This window comes from Agromyces cerinus subsp. cerinus (genome assembly GCF_900142065.1).
Taxonomy (GTDB): Bacteria; Actinomycetota; Actinomycetes; order Actinomycetales; family Microbacteriaceae; genus Agromyces; species Agromyces cerinus.
Genome location: NZ_FSRJ01000004.1, coordinates 385,280 through 403,755, shown reverse-complemented (window position 1 = coordinate 403,755; position 18,476 = coordinate 385,280). Strand labels below are relative to the sequence as shown.

Genomic DNA, 18,476 nt, shown 5'->3' with positions numbered 1-18,476 from the left:
CGGCGCATTCGTGACATCCGGATACGCCGCGTGAAGGCCTGTTTCGCCCGCTTACCCTGCGCGTCCGGTGCGATTCCGGCGTCGACCGAAGCGGGTTAGCGTCCATCCATGCCGAACATCTCCATCGTCGCCGTCTCCGGAAGCCTCCATTCGCCGTCGAAGACCACCGTGCTCGTCTGCGAGATCCTCGAGGGCTTCGCCACCGCCCTGCGCTCCGGCGCGGGCAACGACCTCGAGGTCGAGACGCACCTCATCGAGCTCTCCGACATCGGTCGCGAGTTCTCGGGTGCGCTGAGCCGCGACGACCTCAGCCCGATCGCCGAGGAGGCGCTGCGCCGCATCGAGTCGGCCACGCTCCTGATCGTCGCCAGCCCCGTGTACCGGGCCTCGTTCACGGGCCTGTTCAAGCACGTGTTCGACTTCGTCGGACAGTACGCGCTCATCGACAAGCCGGTGCTGCTCGCGGCAACCGGAGGCAGCGACCGGCATGCGCTCATCATCGAGCACCAGTTCCGGCCGCTGTTCTCCTTCTTCCAGGCGATCACCCTGCCGATCGGCGTGTACGCGAGCGACACCGACTTCGTCGACTACCGCATCGACTCGCAGGCGCTGCGCGACCGCATCGACCAGGCCATCGGCCGCGGCCTCCCGGTCGTGCGGAGCACGGTGCTGCCGGTGTCGGAGTACGTCGCGGCCTGGTAACAGCGAGCGAATTCACCACCGTTCCTCACGTGGGATTCCGCATTCGGCCGGAGCGGATGCTTCGACTGGTCGAGCGCGCTCGAACCGTGCCGTAAACTGATCAGACCAACGCAAAGAGTTGATCGAGGAGACTCGTGATGACTCGGGACGATGGATGACTGCCGCAAGGCGGTCGGTGCCGCGGGGTGGAGCAGTTCGGTAGCTCGCTGGGCTCATAACCCAGAGGTCGTAGGTTCAAATCCTGCCCCCGCAACCAAGGTGTTCATCAGAACGCACGAAGAAATCCCGGTCTCGAGTGAGGCCGGGATTTCTGCGTCAACGGGCGCGGCAGGCGTCCTCCGGAACCGCTCCTCGTCATCAAGCGATCGCGAACCAGGTGGCCGATGCCGGATGGCTTCGGGCGTTCTCCCCGTACTCGTGGGCGTACCACGAGGTGCGTTCCAGCCTCATGCGCGATCCAGTTGAAGATGCCGCCACGCCAGCAGGGTCAGTACCGCGAAGAGCAGCGGGAAGAACGACGACAGTGCAAGCGCGGCACCATCGACCGACGCCGGGTCCATGGCCCACAGAGCCGGGGCGGCCGGCGGATACCATGCGCCGGCACCAGAGATCACGAGGACCTGCGCGCTCGCGACGAGGGCGATCGTTGCGGCGATCCCTCCGAGCAGGCCGCGGCTGAGGGTCGCCACCCAGGCGGCGGGCACCGCCATCAACGCCGTCAGCACGATCAGCACGAAGACCCGGCCGAGCGATGCGAAGGATTCGGCCCCAGGCGAGCCGAGTCCCGCTGCGAGCCCGCCCAGGATGATCGCGGCGGTCGACAGTGCGGAGACGGCGATCGCCCAAGCGAAGAACACGACCAGTTTCGCTGCGGCGATCATCGCGCGGCCGACCGGCAGAGCGAAGAGGCCTGTGATCGTCCCTTCGGCGAACTCCCGCCCGAACGACCAGCTCAGCACCACCCCGCACGCGATGAAGCCGCCTGCCCCGACAACCTGGGTTGCGGAAGAGAGGTAACCCGCCCAGCCGCCCTCGGCGACCAGCGGGCCGAGCTTCGTGACGAGTTCCGCTGAGCCATTCGTGACGGCGATCGTCACCGACATGCAGATCGCGGTGACGCCGGCGACGAACAGCAGCGCGGTGACGACCGGCACCCGAGCAGCCCGGAGCTTTCGGCCTTCGACGGTGACGGCGATTGCGAACCGATGACGTGCGTTCATGCCGACTGCTCTCCGTCCTCGGATCGCGATTCGTCATCGCGCAGCACACTCTGGAAGAAGGCGCGCTCGAGGTCGTCGTCCTGCGGGTCGAGGTGGCCGATGAGACGTCCCGCGTTCATGACGGTGATCGTGTCGGCGATGCGCGCGACCTCATCGAGATGGTGACTGGAGATCAGCACCGCCGCCCCCTGCCCGGCGAGGCGAGCCACTGCTTCACGAAGCAGAATCGTTCCGGCGGGGTCGAGCGCGTTGGTCGGCTCGTCGAGCACCACGAAATCGGGCTCATGCTGCAGAGCGGCAGCGATCCCGAGCCGCTGCCGGTTGCCGAGCGACAACGATCGAGTGCGTCGATTCACGTACTCGGTCAGCCGGAAGGCCTCAACCGCCTTGTCGATCACCATCGACCGCTCGGCTGACGGAACCCCACGAAGCTGGGCCGCGACACTCAGATTCGCGCGGACCGTGAGTTCGCCGTACGCAAGCGGTGTCTCGACCAGCTGCCCCAGCCTCGACCATGTCCGCGAGTCCGCTCGGCGCACGTCGACGCCGCCGATCAGCGCTGCTCCGCTGTCGGGTCGGAGCATGCCGAGGAGCAGCTTCATCAGTGTCGACTTCCCTGCGCCATTGAGTCCGACGAGCGCATGGATCTCACCCGGACGAACGACGAGCGAGGCCTCCCGCACACCAGCGCCGCCGCGATACGACCGGCTCACCCGGTCGAGGACCATCCCGTCACTCATCGTTCGCACCTCCGACGATCTCGAGCGCCGCGACGAGGCTCTCATGGAGACGGCCATCAGATGATGTGGCCCATTCGAGCAGTCCCGCAGCCACCCCGGCCATGACCGCGCCAGCAGCCACCCGTGCTTCGAACGCGTTCGAACCGTCGGCGACGAGCTGTTGCACGACCGCGGCCACCGTTCGCTCCATGTTCGCCGACATGCCCGCCCGAAGCTCCGGCGTCGTGGCCACGATGGCGATCCGCCGTCGGACCTGTGCCTCCGCGGGCTCCGGCAACTCAGCCCATGCTTGTCGCATCCCTGCCGTGATGCGCTGCACGAGGCGGCCGTCACGACGGCCGGCGATCGCGTGGACGATGGCGGGGTCGTACGGGTCGTCGAAGAGCACGCCCTGCTTCGTGCCGAAATGCCGGAAGAACGTCATTTCCGAGACCCCGGCAGCAGCGGCGATGCTCGCAGTCGTCGTGCGATCGAAGCCATCGCGTTCGAAGAGGCCAATCGCAACCTCGGTGAGAAGGTGACGAGTGGCTTCCGCGCGCGAGCGATCGGTTCTGTTCACGTTCTAGATGTTAGTCACTAACATCTAGATTTGTCGATCCGTGAGAACGAAGGTTGTCGCATTCGGAAGCGGGGCATGTTCTCCTCGAGGCGCCGGCGGTCGCGATTGTGGAACCGACCCGGCGCATCCGGACATTCCTACTCAGGGAAGAGGAATGCAGTAGGGGGTGATGAGCATGACGGCAGGCAAGAAGCTCATGCGGTCCGGCGGTGCGGCGACGATGCTCGGCCTGGTCGGCATGGTGACGGGAGCTGCGATGCTCGCGTACTCATCGGTGTTCGGTTCGGGTCAGCAGAGCAACGTCGCGCTGCTGATCGCGGCGGTCGGTGCTGCAGCCGCGATCGCGGGCGTGAGCCTCGTCTGCATGGGGCTGGTGCTGCGGCCGAGGAGGGACGCCCGGCGCACCACTCGACGCGACCGCCGCTACGTGCCGCCGGTGCACCGGGCGACGTACACGCGTCCGGCGCGGCGGGCGAGCCCGGTCATCACCGGCGAGCAGCAGGTGATCACGGGCTGAGCTCGCGGCGAGCGCAGCCTGAACCCGCCCCTCGCGGCAGGATCGTCGAAGTCCTACGCTGGTGGCGGCTTCGGCCGCGCAGCAGCACGGCCACGACCACCGTTGAGAGGACGACACATGAGTGACAGCACCTCCACCCTCGCCGACTGGGAACGCGTCGAGATCGATCGAGCGAACGCGTCGGACCGCACGCCGGTCGTGTTCGTGCACGGGCTCTGGCTGCTCTCGAGCAGCTGGGCGCCGTGGCGGGAGTTCTTCGAGGACAACGGATTCGTGACCCTCGCCTCCGGCTGGCCCGACGACCCGGCCACCGTCGCAGAGGCCCGTGAGCACCCCGAGGCCTTCGCGAAGAAGATGGTCCAGCAGGTCACCGACCACTATCTGGAGGCGATCACTGCACTCGACCGGAGTCCCGTCGTGATCGGTCACTCCTTCGGCGGACTCATCGCGCAGAAGATCGCCGGCGAAGGCGCGGCGGCAGTGACGGTGTCGATCGACAACGCGCCGTTCAAGGGCGTGCTGCCCCTGCCCGCCTCGTCGTTGAAGTCCGCGGCCCCGGTGCTCGCGAACCCCGCCAACGCCGGTCGCGGCATCGCCCTGACGTGGGAGCAGTTCCAGTACGGCTGGGTCAACGCGCTGAGCGAGGAGGAGGGGCGCCGGCTCTTCGAGGAGCATCACGTCGCGGCGGCGGGCCTTCCGCTGTTCCAGGCGGCATTCGCGAACTTCAATCCCTTCGGCGGTGACACCGAAGTCGACTCGAAGAACCCCGCCCGAGGGCCGCTGCTGATCATCGGCGGGGAGAAGGACCACACGGTGCCGCCGGCGATCACCAATGCCAGCTACAAGATCCAGGCGAAGCACAACAGCGGCATCACCGAGGAGATCATCATCCCCGATCGGGGACACTCGCTGACGATCGACTCGGGATGGCGCGACGTCGCCGACGAGGCCCTCGCCTTCGTCCAGCGCTTCGTCGACTAGGAGCCACGCTCGCGGGGTGATCGACATGTGTCACGACGGGCCGACGGTTGGGGCTGGGGGACTGGGTACGGTGGGCGAATGACAGCCGATGGCCGTGAGCTGGTGATGATCGAGGGCGGATCGTTCCGAATGGGCTCTGATGACTTCTACCCCGACGAGCGCCCAGTTCACGAGCGTCGGGTCGATCCGTTCTGGATCCAGCGGCACGAGGTCACGAATGAGATGTTCGCCGAGTTCGTGGATGCGTCGGGCTACGTCACGGTGGCGGAGCGCGAATTGGACTCCAGTGCGTTTCCGGGCGCGGATCCGGCCGATCTGGTTCCGGGTTCGATGGTGTTCACGCCGACTCGCGGCCCGGTCGACCTCGGCGATTGGCGGGGGTGGTGGCGCTGGCAGCCCGGCGCCTACTGGCGGAGCCCCTTCGGCCCGGGGTCGTCCATCGACGGGCGCATGCAGCATCCGGTCGTGCACGTCGCGTTCGAGGATGCGGTGTCGTTCGCCGGCTGGGCGGGGCTTCGGCTGCCTACCGAGGCGGAGCACGAGTTCGCCTCGCGCGGCGGGATCGACGGTGCGCGGTTCTCCTGGGGCGAGGAGCCGTATCCCGGCGGTGTCGCGCAGGCGAACTCCTGGTTGGGCCGCTTCCCGTACGACAACCAGGGGGTGGGCGGAACGGCTGAGGTCGGCACGTACCCCGCGAACGGTTTCGGGCTGTACGACATGGTCGGCAACGTCTGGGAGTGGACGAGCGACTTCTACACGCCTCGCCATCTGCGGTTGTCGGAGAGTCCGGTCGACGCCGGGAAGCGGGAGAACCTGCTGGCTCGCGCGAGTGCGGACGAGGCCTTTCCCGCGACTGCGCGCCGGGTGCTCAAGGGAGGATCGTTCCTGTGCTCGCCGGAGTACTGCCTGCGATTCCGGCCGGCCGCGCGGTCGCCGCAATCGGAGGAGACCGGGATGTCGCACATCGGCTTCCGCTGCGCGAAGGACGCCTAGCTTCCGCCGGGCTCGTCGCAGGTGATGCCGGCGTGCGCGGAGCATGCCATGCCCCCGGACGGGGGTGACCTCCTCGAGCGGGCTCTGCTAGCGTCCGAACAGAAGCGGTATTCACGTGGGGGAGACGCGAAGATGGCCGAGAAGCCGAACATCATCCTGTTCATGTCCGACGACGTCGGGTGGGGTGATCTGGGATGCTACGGCGGCGGTGAGAACCGAGGTGCGCCGACGCCGAACCTCGATCGTCTCGCGGCCGAGGGGCTGCAGTTCATGTCGTTCTACGGCCAGCCCAGCTGCACTCCAGGGCGCGCAGCGGCGTTGACCGGCCGGCTCCCGATTCGCAGCGGGATGACGACGGTCGCATTCCCCGGTCAGGGGGGCGGTCTGCCCGCCGGGGAGTGGACGCTCGCGAGCGTCCTCAAGAAGGCCGACTACGACACCTGTCAGATCGGGAAGTGGCACGTCGGCGAGGCCGACTACGCCATGCCGACCGCGCACGGATTCGATGAGATGTACAACACGACGCTGTACCACCTGAATGCGTACACGTACACCGACAAGGCCTACAACCCCGACTTCCCGTTCGACGACGAGGCCACGATGAAGATGTGGGGCAACGTCACGGGGGCCCTCGAGGGCAAGGTCGGTGAACAGCCGCACGAGGTCGAGAAGATCGACTCCTCCAACATCCCGTTCATCGACGAGAAGTCCACGAACTTCGCGCTCGAGTATCTCGAGGACCACGCGACCGGGGATGCTCCGTTCTTCCTGTACCTGAACACCGCGAAGCTGCATCAGCCGAACCTGCCGCACCCGGACTTCGAGGGCGCGTCGCTCGGCAAGTCGAAGTATCTCGACTCCCTCGTCGAGCTCGACCATCGGGTGGGCCAGGTCGTCGACAAGGTGCGCGAGCTGGGCATCGCGGAGAACACGCTCATCGTCTGGACGACCGACAACGGCGCGTGGCAGGACGTCTACCCCGACTGCGGGTACACCCCGTACCGCGGCACGAAAGGCACCGACTACGAGGGCGGGAGCCGCGTGCCGGCCATCGCCTGGTGGCCCGGAACGATCGAGGCCGGACGACGCAACTCCGAGATCGTCGGGTCGTTGGACCTCATGGCCACGTTCGCGAGCCTCGCCGGCCTGGAGCTGCCGGCCGAGGACCGGGAGGGCGAGCCCACCATCTTCGACAGCTACGACCAATCCGCCCTCCTGCGAGGCGACGGGCCGTCCACTCGGGACCACTGGCTGTACATGACCGAGACGGAGATGATCCCCGGAGCCATCCGTCTCGGCAAGTGGAAAGCGATCTGGAACGTCCGCGACGGATGGCGCGGTCCGGCTTCGTACACGGCGATCGTGCCGGAGCTGTTCGACCTGTGGCAGGACCCGCAAGAACGCTACGACATCTTCATGACCAGCTTCGCGGAGAAGACGTGGCAGGCGCCGCAGATGGCCGCCCGTCTGCTCAGCGTGCTGCCCACCTACAAGCAGTACCCCAATCGCCCCATCCAGTCTGCGGGAATCAGCTACGCCCTGTTCGAGGTCGGCGACGCGCAGGTGCAGGAGCAGATCGCGAAGATGCTCCACGGACTCTCGTCCGCCGGGTGATCTCGCACCTGCCGGGGCTCAGCTGCGCGCGCTGGTCGATTCGCGCACGACGAGCTCGGGCTGGAACAGCACGCGCTCCTGCACGGATTCGCCGTTGGCCTCTTTCAGCATGAGATCGACGGCGGTGTAGCCGATGAGCTCGGCCGGCTGCCTGATCGAGGAGAGCGGCACGACAGCGGCCGAGGCGAAGTCGATGTCGTCGTAGCCGATGAGTGCGATCTCTCCGGGAACGTCGATTCCGCCCTGCATCATGAGCGCCTGGAGCACGCCCATCGCGAGCAGGTCGTTGGCGGCGAAGACCGCGTCGGGGCGATCGGATGCCGCGCGCTCGCGGACGCCCTCGCCGGCCGCCCTGCCCGCGAGCACCGAGAGCGATTCCGTCGCGACGACCTCGAGGGCGGCATCGTCGGTCTCGGCGACGGCGCGTCGTGCGCCCTCGAGTCGGTCGGCGACCTGCCGGATGCTCGCCGGCCCGCCGATGAAGGCGATGCGGCGGCGGCCGGTGTCGAGCAGGTGTCGCACGGCGAGGTATCCGCCGACGACGTCGTCGACGGCGACGGAGGAGAAGCTCTGGTCGGGCACCTCCCGGTCGACGAGCACGACGGTGGTGCCGCGGTCGCGCAGGCGCTGCAATCGGGGGAGGTCGTCGGCGAGCGGGGAGATGAGCACGCCGGCGACGCGCTGCTCCTCGAAGAGGTCGAGGTAGGCGCGCTCGCGATCGGTGTTCTCGTCGCTGTTGCCGAGCAGGATCGTCATGCCCTCTTCGGCGGCGCGATCCTCCGCGCCGCGGGCGACGTCGGTGAAGAAGGGGTTGCGCACGTCGAGCACGACGAGGCCGATGGATCGGCTGTGCCCGGCGCGCAGCTGTCGGGCCGCGTCGTTGCGCACGAAGCCGAGCTCCTCGATGGCGGCGGTGACGCGTGCCACGGTCGACGGCGCGACCTTCTCGGGGCGGTTCAGCACGTTCGAGACGGTTCCAACCGAAACGGATGCCGCGGCGGCGACATCCCGGACACTCACCGTCATCGTCCCGCCCTTCCCGCGGTGTTCCGCGACTCTGAACTGAAACGTACCACTCGCGCTTTCCGCGACTTGACATCGCATCGCCGTCGCCGTAAATTGCTCATGTTCGTACGCATTAAAACGATTCAACCACGTGGGGTCCAGCCCCGCAGTTTAGGTCCAGATCAATGACGATTCCCCCCGGCGCCGCCGACCCCGCTCCGGCGCTCGAACTGCGCGACATCCGTAAATCGTTCGGATCCGTCGTTGCCCTCCGCTCCGGCACCATCGAGGTGGACGCCGGCTCGATCCACGCCCTCGTCGGCGAGAACGGCGCCGGCAAGTCGACCCTCGTGAAGATCGTCGCAGGCCTCTACCGACGCGACGCCGGCGTGTTCCGCCTCGAGGGCGCGGAGGTCGACTTCACCTCGACGGCCGACTCGAAGGCCGCGGGCATCGCCGTCATCTACCAGGAGCCGACCCTCTTCCCCGACCTCTCGGTCACCGAGAACGTCTTCATGGGCCGCCAGCCGGTCGGCCGGTTCGGCCGCATCGACCGCAAGGCCATGCGCGCCGAGGTCGACGGCCTGTTCCAGCGCCTCGGCGTGCGGATCGACCCCGATCGCCCGGCCGACGGCCTCTCCATCGCCGACCAGCAGGTCATCGAGATCGCCAAGGCCATCTCGCTCGACGCGAAGGTGCTCATCATGGACGAGCCGACCGCCGCCCTCTCGGGCGTCGAGGTCGACCGTCTCTTCCAGATCGCGCGGAGCCTCCGCGACGAGGGCCGCGCCATCGTCTTCATCTCCCACCGCTTCGACGAGGTGTTCGACCTCTGCGACACCGTCACCGTCATGCGCGACGGCGCCTACATCTCGACGAGTCGCATCGCCGACACGAACGTCGACGAGATCGTGCGCCAGATGGTCGGCCGCGACGTCACCGAGCTCTTCCCGAAGCAGGAGACCACGATCGGCGACCCCCTGCTCGAGGTCGAGGGGCTCACGAGCGCCGGCATCTTCCACGACATCACGCTGACCGTGCGCTCCGGCGAGATCGTCGGCCTCGCCGGCCTCGTCGGCGCCGGCCGCAGCGAGGTCGCCCGTGCGATCTTCGGCGTCGATCACTATCAGAGCGGCACCGTGCGGCTGAACGGCAAGCCCGTGCCCGCGAAGAGTCCGACCGCCGCGATGCGCCTCGGTCTCGCCCTCGTTCCCGAGGACCGCCGCAAGCAGGGCCTCGTGCTCGACTCGAGCGTCTCGCGCAACACCACGCTCGCGATCCGCGAGCAGCTCGCGAAGTTCGGCATCATCACCTCGGGCTTCGAGAACCGCGCCGCCCGCGTCTGGGCGAGCCGGCTCGAAGTGAAGACGAACGCGCTCAGCACCGTCGCGGGAACCCTCTCGGGCGGCAACCAGCAGAAGGTCGTGCTCGGCAAGTGGCTCGCGACCGAGCCCACCGTGCTCATCATCGACGAGCCGACCCGCGGCATCGACGTCGGCACGAAGGCCGAAGTGCACCGACTGCTCTCCGAGCTCGCCGGACAGGGCATGGGCATCCTCATGATCTCGTCCGAGCTGCCCGAGGTGCTCGGCATGGCCGATCGCGTGCTCGTGATGCGCGAAGGACGCATCACCGCCGAGATCGACCGCGCCGACGCGACATCCGAGAACGTCATGTTCGCCGCGACCCACGCCGAGGAGCAGCACTCGTGAGCACCGCGACCACCACCCCCACCTCCAACGTGACGAAACGCCTCGGTGCGATCGGCAAGGCCCGAGAGTTCGGCATCCTCCTCGCGCTCGTGATCGTCATCATCGCGGCCACGGCGGCGAACCCGAACTTCCTGTTCAGCGCAGACGGATGGCGCGACCTGCTGCTGACCCCGTCGATCCTCGTGCTCGTGGCCGTCGGCCAGGCGATCGTGCTGATCACGCGCAACGTCGACCTCTCGGTCGGCTCGGTGCTCGGCCTGACCGCGTACCTCACCGGGCGCCTGTTCATCGACTTCCCGGGGATCCCGATCATCGCGGTCTTCGTCATCGCGGTTGCGTTCGGCGGCGTGCTCGGCCTCATCAACGGCGCACTCGTGGCGTTCGCGAAGGTGCCCGCCATGGTCATCACGCTCGGCACGCTCTACGCGTACCGCGGCATCAACGTGCTCTGGACCGGCAGCGACCGCATCAACGCCTCCGACCTGCCGAAGAGCTTCCTCGCGCTCGGCACCGAGCAGTTCCTGACGATTCCGATCCTGACGATCATCGCGCTCGTCGTGCTCATCATCGCCGGGTGGTACATGAAGAACACCCGCGGCGGCCGCGAGTTCTACGCGATCGGCTCCGACCCGGCGGCGGCCGAACTGTACGGCCTTCGCGTCACCCGGCGCCTGCTCACCGCCTTCCTGCTCTCGGGCGCCCTCGCCGGCCTCGGCGGCGTGCTCTACGCGGCCCGCTACGGCACGATCAACTCGCAGGCCGGCTCGGGCTGGGAGCTCGACGCGGTGGGTGCGGCCGTGATCGGCGGCGTCGCGATCGTCGGCGGCGTCGGCTCGGTCTGGGGTGCCGCGATCGGCGCGGTGCTCCTGCTCACGATCAACCGGGCGCTCCCGATCCTCGGCATTCCCGACTTCTGGCAGCGCGCCGTCGTCGGCGTGCTCATCATCGGCGCCATCGTGCTCGACCGCGTGCTCGCGGTCCGACAGAAACGCAAGCTCATCGAGGCAAGGGACGACAGCTGATGTCGAGCATCACCCAGACCACGCCCGCCCCCGCATCGGTGCGGCAGTACCGCGACTACGACCAGCCGTTGTGGAAGCGCCTCCTGCTCACCCGCGAGATGGCCATCATCGCCCTCCTCATCGTCGTCGTGATCATCGCGTCGATGACGATCCGCGGATTCGGCCAGCCGATCACGCTGACCTACCTGATCCTCGACGTCACACCGATCCTGCTCATCGCGCTGCCGATGACGCTCATCATGATCACCGGCGAGATCGACCTCTCGGTCGCGAGCGTCGTCGGGCTCTCGAGCGTCGTCACCGGCGTGCTCACCCATGGCGGCATGCCGTTCGAGATCGCGGCGCTCATCGCGCTCCTCGTCGGCGGCATCGGCGGCGCGATCAACGGGTTCCTCGTGACGGTCGTCGGCCTGCCCTCGCTCGCCGTCACGATCGGCACGCTGGCATTGTTCCGCGGCCTCGCCGTGGGCCTCCTCGGCACGACCGCGGTCACCGACTTCCCCGAGTTCTGGACCGACCTCGCCAAGGCGAAGCTCGGTACGACCGGCGTCCCGCTCGTGATCATCCCGTTCCTCGTACTGCTCGTGATCTTCGCGGTGCTGCTGCACTTCACCCCGTTCGGACGCGGCATCTACGCGATCGGCCTCTCGAAGGAGACGGCGGCGTTCTCGGGCGTCGACGTGGGGCGCACGAAGTTCATCCTGTTCGTGCTCGCGGGCCTCGTCTCGGCGCTCGCCGGCATCTACTACACGCTCCGCTTCGGCAGCGCCCGCGGCGACAACGCGACCGGCATGGAGCTGCAGGTCATCGCAGCCGTCGTGCTCGGCGGGGTCAGCGTGTTCGGCGGCCGCGGGGCGCTGCACGGCGTCATCGCCGGCGTGCTGCTCATCGGAGTGCTGGCGAGCGCATTGCGCCTGGCCAACGTCACCTCCGACGTCATCAACATCATCACCGGGGTGCTGCTCGTGATCTCGGTGGTGTCCTCCAGCTTCCTGGCCTGGCTGCGCACACGGCGCCGGGCTCCAGGAGGGAAACCGCGCGTCGAGGTCTCCACAGCAGGGTAACCAGACCGCACCACCGTCGATGCGACCAGGTCATCGACGTCATCCAATGAAGGGACGAACAACGATGTTGTTTCAGAAGAAGACCCGGGCAGCAGCCCTCGCCGCGCTCGCGGTGAGTGTGGCGCTCGTCGCGACCGGCTGCGCCGCCGGTGACTCCGGCTCCGGCGGCGGGGAGGGCGACGGCGGCAACCTGTCGATCACCTTCCTGCCGAAGAACCTCGGCAACCCGTACTTCGACACGTCGAACGCCGGTGGCGAGGAGGCCATCGAGGAGTTCGACGGCACCTTCGCCGAGGTCGGCCCCGCCGAGGCCACGCCCGACGGCCAGGTCAGCTACATCAACACGCTCACCCAGCAGGGCGTCGGCGCGATCGCGATCTCCGCGAACGACCCGAAGGCGATCTGCGACGCCCTCAACGAGGCGCGCGACGCCGGCGTCAAGGTGGTCACGTTCGACTCCGACACCAACACCGACTGCCGCGACGTGTTCGTGAACCAGGCGGACGCGGAGGGCATCGCCAAGGTGCAGGTCGACCTCATCGCCGAGCAGATCGGCGACGCCGGCGAGATCGCCATCCTGTCGGCCTCGGCGAACGCGACGAACCAGAACGCCTGGATCGAACTGATGAAGGAGCAGCTCGCGGCCGACCACCCCGGCATCGAGCTCGTCGAGGTCGTCTACGGCGACGACGACGACCAGACCTCGTTCGACAAGACCGCGGCGCTGCTGCAGACCCACCCCAACCTCAAGGGAATCGTCTCGCCGACCACCGTCGGCATCGCGGCTGCCGCGCGCTACCTCCAGACCTCGGAGTACCAGGGCAAGGTCGCACTGACCGGCCTCGGCACGCCGAACCAGATGCGCGAGTACGTCGAAGACGGCACCGTCACGGCGTTCGCCCTGTGGAACCCGGCCGACCTCGGCTACCTCGCCGCCTACGCGTCGAAGGCGCTTATCGAGGGCGACATCACGGGCGCCGAGGGCGACACCTTCGACGCGGGCAAGCTCGGCGAGTACACCGTCGGCGCCGACGGCGTCGTGCTCCTCGGCGACCCCTTCGTGTTCGACGCCGAGAACATCGGCGAGTTCGACTTCTAGTCGATCACGGGCCCTGCCCGGCGTCCCGCCGGGCAGGGCCACCCCGGAACAGCAGCACCATTCGCACACCAGGAGGGGAGCAGGCCATGGGCGAGGCGCACCGCACGCAGCGAGTCTGCTTCCAGCTGCAGGTCGACCCTGCACGCCTCGACGAGTACCGCGCCCGCCACGAGGCCGTCTGGCCCGAGATGCTGCGCGCGATCGAGGCATCCGGTCGGCGCAACTACTCGCTCTTCCTCCGACCCGACGGACTGCTCATCGGCTACTACGAGACCGACGACGACGACGCGTCGCAGGCAGCGCTCGAACTCGACCCGCGCACGTCCGCGTGGGAGGCCGACATGGCCGAGTTCTTCCTCGCGCTGGGCGGTCGACCCGACCAGTCCGCCCCACGACTTCCCGAGGTGTTCCACCTCGAAGACCAACTCGCCGCGCTCGACTCCGAGCACTCCGCGACGCACGACTGAACACGCACCAGAAACCGGAAAGAGCCATCGTGAGCATCCTCCCAACCGACGTCCTCGGCCAGCTCGAGCAGCAGGCCATCGAGCTGCCCTCGTGGGCATTCGGCAACTCCGGCACCCGCTTCAAGGTCTTCGCGACGCCGGGCACCCCCCGCGACCCCTTCGAGAAGATCGCGGATGCCGCGCAGGTGCACCGGTTCACCGCGCTCGCCCCGACGGTCGCCCTGCACATCCCGTGGGACAAGGTCGACGACTACTCGGCGCTCCGCGCGCACGCCGAGGAGCACGGCGTCGAACTCGGCACCGTCAACTCGAACACCTTCCAGGACGACGACTACAAGTTCGGCGCCCTCACCCACGAAGACGCCGCCGTGCGCCGCAAGGCGATCGACCACCACCTCGAGTGCATCGACATCATGCACGCGACCGGTTCGCGCGACCTGAAGATCTGGCTCGCCGAGGGCTCGAACTACCCGGGTCAGGCCGACCTGCGCGGTCGCCAGGACCGGCTGCACGAGTCGCTGCAGGAGATCTACGCACGCCTCGGCGACGAACAGCGCCTCGTGCTCGAGTACAAGTTCTTCGAGCCGGCGTTCTACCACACCGACGTCCCCGACTGGGGCACGAGCTACGCCCAGGTCGCCGCGCTCGGCGACAAGGCGATGGTCTGCCTCGACACCGGCCACCACGCGCCCGGCACGAACATCGAGTTCATCGTCATGCAGCTGCTGCGGCTCGGCAAGCTCGGCTCCTTCGACTTCAACTCGCGCTTCTACGCCGACGACGACCTCATCGTGGGCGCGGCCGACCCGTACCAGCTGTTCCGCATCCTCGTCGAGGTCATCCGCGGCGGCGGCCTGAACAACCCCGACGTCGCGTTCATGCTCGACCAGTGCCACAACGTCGAGGACAAGGTGCCCGGCCAGATCCGCTCAGTGCTGAACGTGCAGGAGATGACGGCGCGAGCGCTCATCGTCGACATCGATGCGCTGCGCGCAGCGCAGGTCTCGGGCGACGTGCTCGAGGCCAACCGCATCTTCATGGATGCCTTCTACACCGACGTGCGCCCGGCCCTCGGCGAGTGGCGCGAGTCGCGGGGCCTGCCCGCCGACCCCATGGCGGCGTTCGCGGCATCCGGCTACCTGCAGCAGATCGCCGCCGACCGCGTCGGCGGCGTGCAGGCCAGCTGGGGCGCCTGACCCTTCCCGACCCACCATCTCCTCTCCGCTCCCCGAAGGACCCTCCTCATGACGAACCAGGCTGCAGCCGACCTCATCGCACGGTCGAACCGCCTCGGCGCCGACCCGAAGAACACGAACTACGCCGGTGGCAACACCTCGGCCAAGGGCACCGAGACCGACCCGGTCACGGGCGAGCCCGTCGAGCTGATGTGGGTCAAGGGCTCCGGCGGCGATCTCGGCACCCTCACCGAGCAGGGCCTCGCGGTGCTGCGCCTCGATCGCCTGCGCGCCCTGGTCGGCGTCTACCCGGGCGTCGACCGCGAAGACGAGATGGTCGCCGCGTTCGACTACACGCTGCACGGCAAGGGCGGTGCGGCGCCGTCGATCGACACGGCCATGCACGGCCTCGTCGACGCGGCGCACGTCGACCACCTGCACCCGGACTCCGGCATCGCGATCGCCACCGCGGCCGATGGCGAGGAACTGACGGCGAAGATCTTCGGCGACAAGGTCGTCTGGGTGCCGTGGCGCCGCCCCGGCTTCCAGCTCGGGCTCGATATCGCCGCCATCAGGGCGGCGAACCCCGCCGCGATCGGCTGCATCCTCGGCGGTCACGGCATCACCGCGTGGGGCGACACCTCGGAGGAGGCCGAGTCGAACTCGCTCTGGATCATCGACACCGCCGCCGCCTACATCGCCGAGCACGGCACGTCCGACCCGTTCGGCGCCGAGCTCGAGGGCTTCGGCCCGCTCGAGGCATCCGAACGACGGGCCAAGGCGGCCGCCCTCGCGGCGACCGTCCGGGGCATCGCGAGCCACGACAAGCCCATGGTCGGCCACTTCACGGACGCCCCCGAGGTGCTCGACTTCCTCGCCCGCGCCGAGCACCCCCGCCTCGCGTCCCTCGGCACGAGCTGCCCCGACCACTTCCTGCGCACGAAGGTCAAGCCGATGGTGCTCGACCTGCCGGCCGACGCCTCGATCGAGGACTCGATCGCGCGACTGCAGCAGTTGCACGAGGCCTACCGCGCCGACTACCAGGCGTACTACGACGCCCACGCGGATGCCTCGAGCCCCGCGATCCGCGGCGCCGACCCGCTCATCGTGCTGGTGCCGGGCGTCGGCATGTTCAGCTACGGCGCGAACAAGCAGACTGCTCGTGTCGCGGGCGAGTTCTACGTCAACGCGATCAACGTGATGCGCGGCGCCGAGGCGCTCTCGACCTACGCGCCCATCAGCGACGCCGAGAAGTTCGCGATCGAGTACTGGGCGCTCGAGGAGGCCAAGCTCCAGCGCATGCCGAAGCCGAAGCCCCACGCGGGACGCATCGCGCTCGTGACGGGCGCAGCGTCCGGCATCGGCAAGGCCATCGCCACCCGCCTCGCGGCCGAGGGCGCGTGCGTCGTCATCGCCGACCTCGACCTCGAGAAGGCCCGAGCCGCCGCCGCCGAGCTCGGCAGCGCGGATGTCGCGATCGGCGTCGCCGCGAACGTGACGGATGCCGCGGCGGTGCAGGCCGCGATCGATGAGGCGGTGCTCGCCTTCGGCGGCCTCGACCTCGTCGTGAACAACGCCGGCCTCTCGCTGTCGAAGCCGCTCCTCGAGACCACCGAGGCCGACTGGGACCTGCAGCACGACGTCATGGCCAAGGGCTCCTTCCTCGTCTCGAAGGCCGCAGCTCGAGTGCTCATCGACCAGGGACTCGGCGGCGACATCGTCTACATCTCCTCGAAGAACTCGGTCTTCGCCGGGCCGAACAACATCGCCTACTCGGCGACGAAGGCCGACCAGGCCCACCAGGTGCGCCTGCTCGCGGTCGAGCTCGGCGAGTACGGCATCAAGGTCAACGGCATCAACCCCGACGGCGTCGTGCGCGGCTCCGGCATCTTCGCGAGCGGCTGGGGCGCGAACCGTGCGAAGACCTACGGCATCGAAGAGGACAAGCTCGGCGAGTTCTACGCCCAGCGCACGATCCTGAAGCGCGAGGTGCTCCCCGAGCACGTCGCGAACGCGGTCATCGTGCTGACGGGGCCCGAGCTCAGCCACACCACCGGCCTCCACATCCCCGTCGACGCGGGCGTCGCGGCAGCCTTCCTGCGATGAGCGGCGCGAGCGCGGGCACCGTCGCGGCCGTCGACCTGGGGGCGACGAGTGGGCGCGTCATCCTCGGCCACGTCGACGGCCGGGCCGGCACGCTCGCGCTCGACCACGTCACGCGATTCGCGAACGGCCCGGTGCGCCTCGCCTCGGGACTGCACTGGGACCTCACGGGTCTCTACCGCGACCTGACCGCGGGCCTCGCCGAGGCGTTCCGGCGAGACCCGTCGGCGGCCTCGATCGGCGTCGACTCCTGGGCGGTCGACTACGCCCTGCTCCAGGGCGACCGCATGCTCGGCGAACCGTTCCACTACCGCGACGAGCGCAGCGGCCGGGGCGTCGAGGCGGTGCACGGCGCCCTGCCGTTCGACGAGCTCTACCGCCGCAACGGCCTGCAGTTCCTGCCGTTCAACACCCTGTACCAGCTCGCCGCCGAGCGCGAGAGCGGATGCCTCGGCAGCGCCTCCTCGCTCCTCCTCGTGCCCGACCTCATCGGGTTCCAGCTCACCGGTGCGCGCCTGGCCGAACGCACGAACGCCTCGACCACCGGCCTCGTCGCCGTCGCATCGGGGGAGTGGGACGACGAGCTCATCGAGCGGCTCGGGCTCCCGGCATCCGTGTTCGCACCGCTCGTGAGCCCGGGGGAGTCGTTCGGTCCGCTCCGCACCGCCGTCGCGGCCGAACTCGGCGCCCCGTCGGGCATCGAGGTCATCGCCGTCGGCTCGCACGACACCGCATCGGCGGTCGTCGCGGTACCCATGCGTGCCGAATCGGCCGCGTACATCTCCTGCGGCACGTGGGGCCTCGTCGGCGTCGAGCTCGAACGGCCCGTGACGACGGATGCCGCGCGCGAGGCGAACTTCACGAACGAGGGCGGCGTCGACGGCCGCGTGCGGTTCCTGCACAACGTCATGGGGCTCTGGCTGCTGTCGGAGTCGGTGCGGTGGTGGGAGCGCGACGGCGAGCGCATCGACCTCTCCGAACTGCTGGCGGCCGCGGCATCCGTCACCGGGTCCGTCGCCGTCTTCGACGCGGACGACCCGCGCTTCCTCGCGCCCGGCGACCTGCCGGGACGGATCGCCGAATGGTGCGCCGAGCACGGCGTCGCGGCACCGCGCAGTCGTGCCGAGTTCGCGCGTTCGATCATCGAGAGCCTCGCCGAGGCGTTCGCGGGCGCCGTGCGCACCGCATCGGTGCTCTCGGGCGTCGACGTCGAGACCATCCACGTGGTCGGCGGCGGTGCGCTCAACGAGCTGCTCTGTCAGCGCACCGCCGACCGCGCGGGCCTGCCGGTGCTGGCCGGGCCCGTCGAGGCGACCGCGATCGGCAACGTGCTCGTGCAGGCGCGCGCCCAGGGGTTCGCGAGCGGCGACCTCGAAGCGCTGCGGGCGCTCGTGGCACGGGCCTTCGCCCCGCGACGCCACGAGCCGGCGGCGTCCCGGACAGGCGACGCATCGCTCGGGCCGGTGCGCCGTACGTGAGGCTCGCGCTTTCACCTGCCACTGG

The 18,476-nt window shown here is 68.7% G+C and carries 17 protein-coding genes and 1 tRNA gene; 14 read left to right on the top strand and 4 right to left on the bottom strand.

What is annotated here, in order from left to right; translation table 11 throughout:
* Positions 1-108: 108 nt before the first annotated feature.
* Both msuE and BUR99_RS16120 read left to right on the top strand, forming a co-directional pair.
* Positions 109-702: an FMN reductase gene (gene msuE / locus BUR99_RS16125; RefSeq protein WP_074261373.1), complete on the top strand. Its 594-nt coding sequence runs from the start codon at positions 109-111 to the stop codon at positions 700-702.
* A 179-nt stretch (positions 703-881) separates the two neighbouring features.
* A tRNA-Met gene (locus BUR99_RS16120) sits at positions 882-958 on the top strand.
* 190 nt (positions 959-1,148) lie between these two features.
* Here the strand turns inward: BUR99_RS16120 and BUR99_RS16115 are convergent.
* The 3 genes from BUR99_RS16115 to BUR99_RS16105 form a co-directional block, all read right to left on the bottom strand.
* Complete coding sequence (locus BUR99_RS16115) at positions 1,149-1,856, bottom strand: ABC transporter permease (protein WP_159441001.1); 708 nt, start codon at positions 1,854-1,856, stop codon at positions 1,149-1,151.
* Between the two features lie 62 nt (positions 1,857-1,918).
* Positions 1,919-2,650, bottom strand: a complete 732-nt coding sequence (locus tag BUR99_RS16110; protein ID WP_234980889.1) for an ABC transporter ATP-binding protein — start codon at positions 2,648-2,650, stop codon at positions 1,919-1,921.
* 4 nt (positions 2,651-2,654) lie between these two features.
* Positions 2,655-3,221 carry a TetR/AcrR family transcriptional regulator gene (locus tag BUR99_RS16105; RefSeq protein ID WP_074261370.1) on the bottom strand — a complete coding sequence of 189 codons (567 nt, stop codon included), beginning with the start codon at positions 3,219-3,221 and terminating at the stop codon, positions 2,655-2,657.
* Between the two features lie 169 nt (positions 3,222-3,390).
* On the opposite strand from BUR99_RS16105, the gene BUR99_RS16100 reads away from it, so the two are divergent.
* The 4 genes from BUR99_RS16100 to BUR99_RS16085 all read left to right on the top strand — a co-directional run bounded on the left by BUR99_RS16100 (position 3,391) and on the right by BUR99_RS16085 (position 7,326).
* On the top strand, positions 3,391-3,738 hold the full coding sequence (locus BUR99_RS16100) for a hypothetical protein (RefSeq protein WP_074261369.1): 348 nt from the start codon (positions 3,391-3,393) through the stop codon (positions 3,736-3,738).
* A 117-nt stretch (positions 3,739-3,855) separates the two neighbouring features.
* Entirely contained in the window at positions 3,856-4,719 is an 864-nt protein-coding gene (locus tag BUR99_RS16095) for an alpha/beta hydrolase (protein ID WP_074261368.1), read from the top strand.
* 78 nt (positions 4,720-4,797) lie between these two features.
* A complete protein-coding gene (locus BUR99_RS16090) occupies positions 4,798-5,712 on the top strand; it encodes a formylglycine-generating enzyme family protein (protein WP_074261367.1) in 915 nt (304 codons plus the stop codon).
* Between the two features lie 132 nt (positions 5,713-5,844).
* Positions 5,845-7,326 carry an arylsulfatase gene (locus BUR99_RS16085; RefSeq protein ID WP_074261366.1) on the top strand — a complete coding sequence of 494 codons (1,482 nt, stop codon included), beginning with the start codon at positions 5,845-5,847 and terminating at the stop codon, positions 7,324-7,326.
* 18 nt (positions 7,327-7,344) lie between these two features.
* Here BUR99_RS16085 and BUR99_RS16080 read toward each other — a convergent pair whose 3' ends face one another.
* Positions 7,345-8,352, bottom strand: a complete 1,008-nt coding sequence (locus BUR99_RS16080) for a LacI family DNA-binding transcriptional regulator (protein WP_074261365.1) — start codon at positions 8,350-8,352, stop codon at positions 7,345-7,347.
* Positions 8,353-8,516: 164 nt separating this feature from the next.
* On the opposite strand from BUR99_RS16080, the gene BUR99_RS16075 reads away from it, so the two are divergent.
* From BUR99_RS16075 to BUR99_RS16040, 8 genes are all read left to right on the top strand, one after another.
* Positions 8,517-10,043, top strand: a complete 1,527-nt coding sequence (locus BUR99_RS16075) for a sugar ABC transporter ATP-binding protein (protein WP_074261364.1) — start codon at positions 8,517-8,519, stop codon at positions 10,041-10,043.
* Positions 10,040-11,065 (top strand): ABC transporter permease, encoded by a 1,026-nt coding sequence (locus BUR99_RS16070; RefSeq protein ID WP_084184068.1) that lies wholly within the window; start codon positions 10,040-10,042, stop codon positions 11,063-11,065. The genes BUR99_RS16075 and BUR99_RS16070 overlap by 4 nt, the downstream gene beginning before the upstream one ends.
* Positions 11,065-12,129 (top strand): ABC transporter permease, encoded by a 1,065-nt coding sequence (locus BUR99_RS16065; RefSeq protein WP_074261363.1) that lies wholly within the window; start codon positions 11,065-11,067, stop codon positions 12,127-12,129. The genes BUR99_RS16070 and BUR99_RS16065 overlap by 1 nt, the downstream gene beginning before the upstream one ends.
* A gap of 64 nt (positions 12,130-12,193) precedes the next feature.
* Entirely contained in the window at positions 12,194-13,228 is a 1,035-nt protein-coding gene (gene rhaS / locus BUR99_RS16060) for a rhamnose ABC transporter substrate-binding protein (protein WP_074261362.1), read from the top strand.
* Positions 13,229-13,314: 86 nt separating this feature from the next.
* A complete protein-coding gene (locus tag BUR99_RS16055; protein WP_074261361.1) occupies positions 13,315-13,695 on the top strand; it encodes an L-rhamnose mutarotase in 381 nt (126 codons plus the stop codon).
* 29 nt (positions 13,696-13,724) lie between these two features.
* Complete coding sequence (rhaI, locus tag BUR99_RS16050; RefSeq protein WP_074261360.1) at positions 13,725-14,891, top strand: L-rhamnose isomerase; 1,167 nt, start codon at positions 13,725-13,727, stop codon at positions 14,889-14,891.
* Positions 14,892-14,939: 48 nt separating this feature from the next.
* Positions 14,940-16,976, top strand: a complete 2,037-nt coding sequence (locus BUR99_RS16045) for a bifunctional rhamnulose-1-phosphate aldolase/short-chain dehydrogenase (protein WP_074261359.1) — start codon at positions 14,940-14,942, stop codon at positions 16,974-16,976.
* Positions 16,973-18,451: a rhamnulokinase gene (locus BUR99_RS16040; RefSeq protein WP_074261358.1), complete on the top strand. Its 1,479-nt coding sequence runs from the start codon at positions 16,973-16,975 to the stop codon at positions 18,449-18,451. The genes BUR99_RS16045 and BUR99_RS16040 overlap by 4 nt, the downstream gene beginning before the upstream one ends.
* The last annotated feature ends 25 nt before the right edge of the window (positions 18,452-18,476 follow it).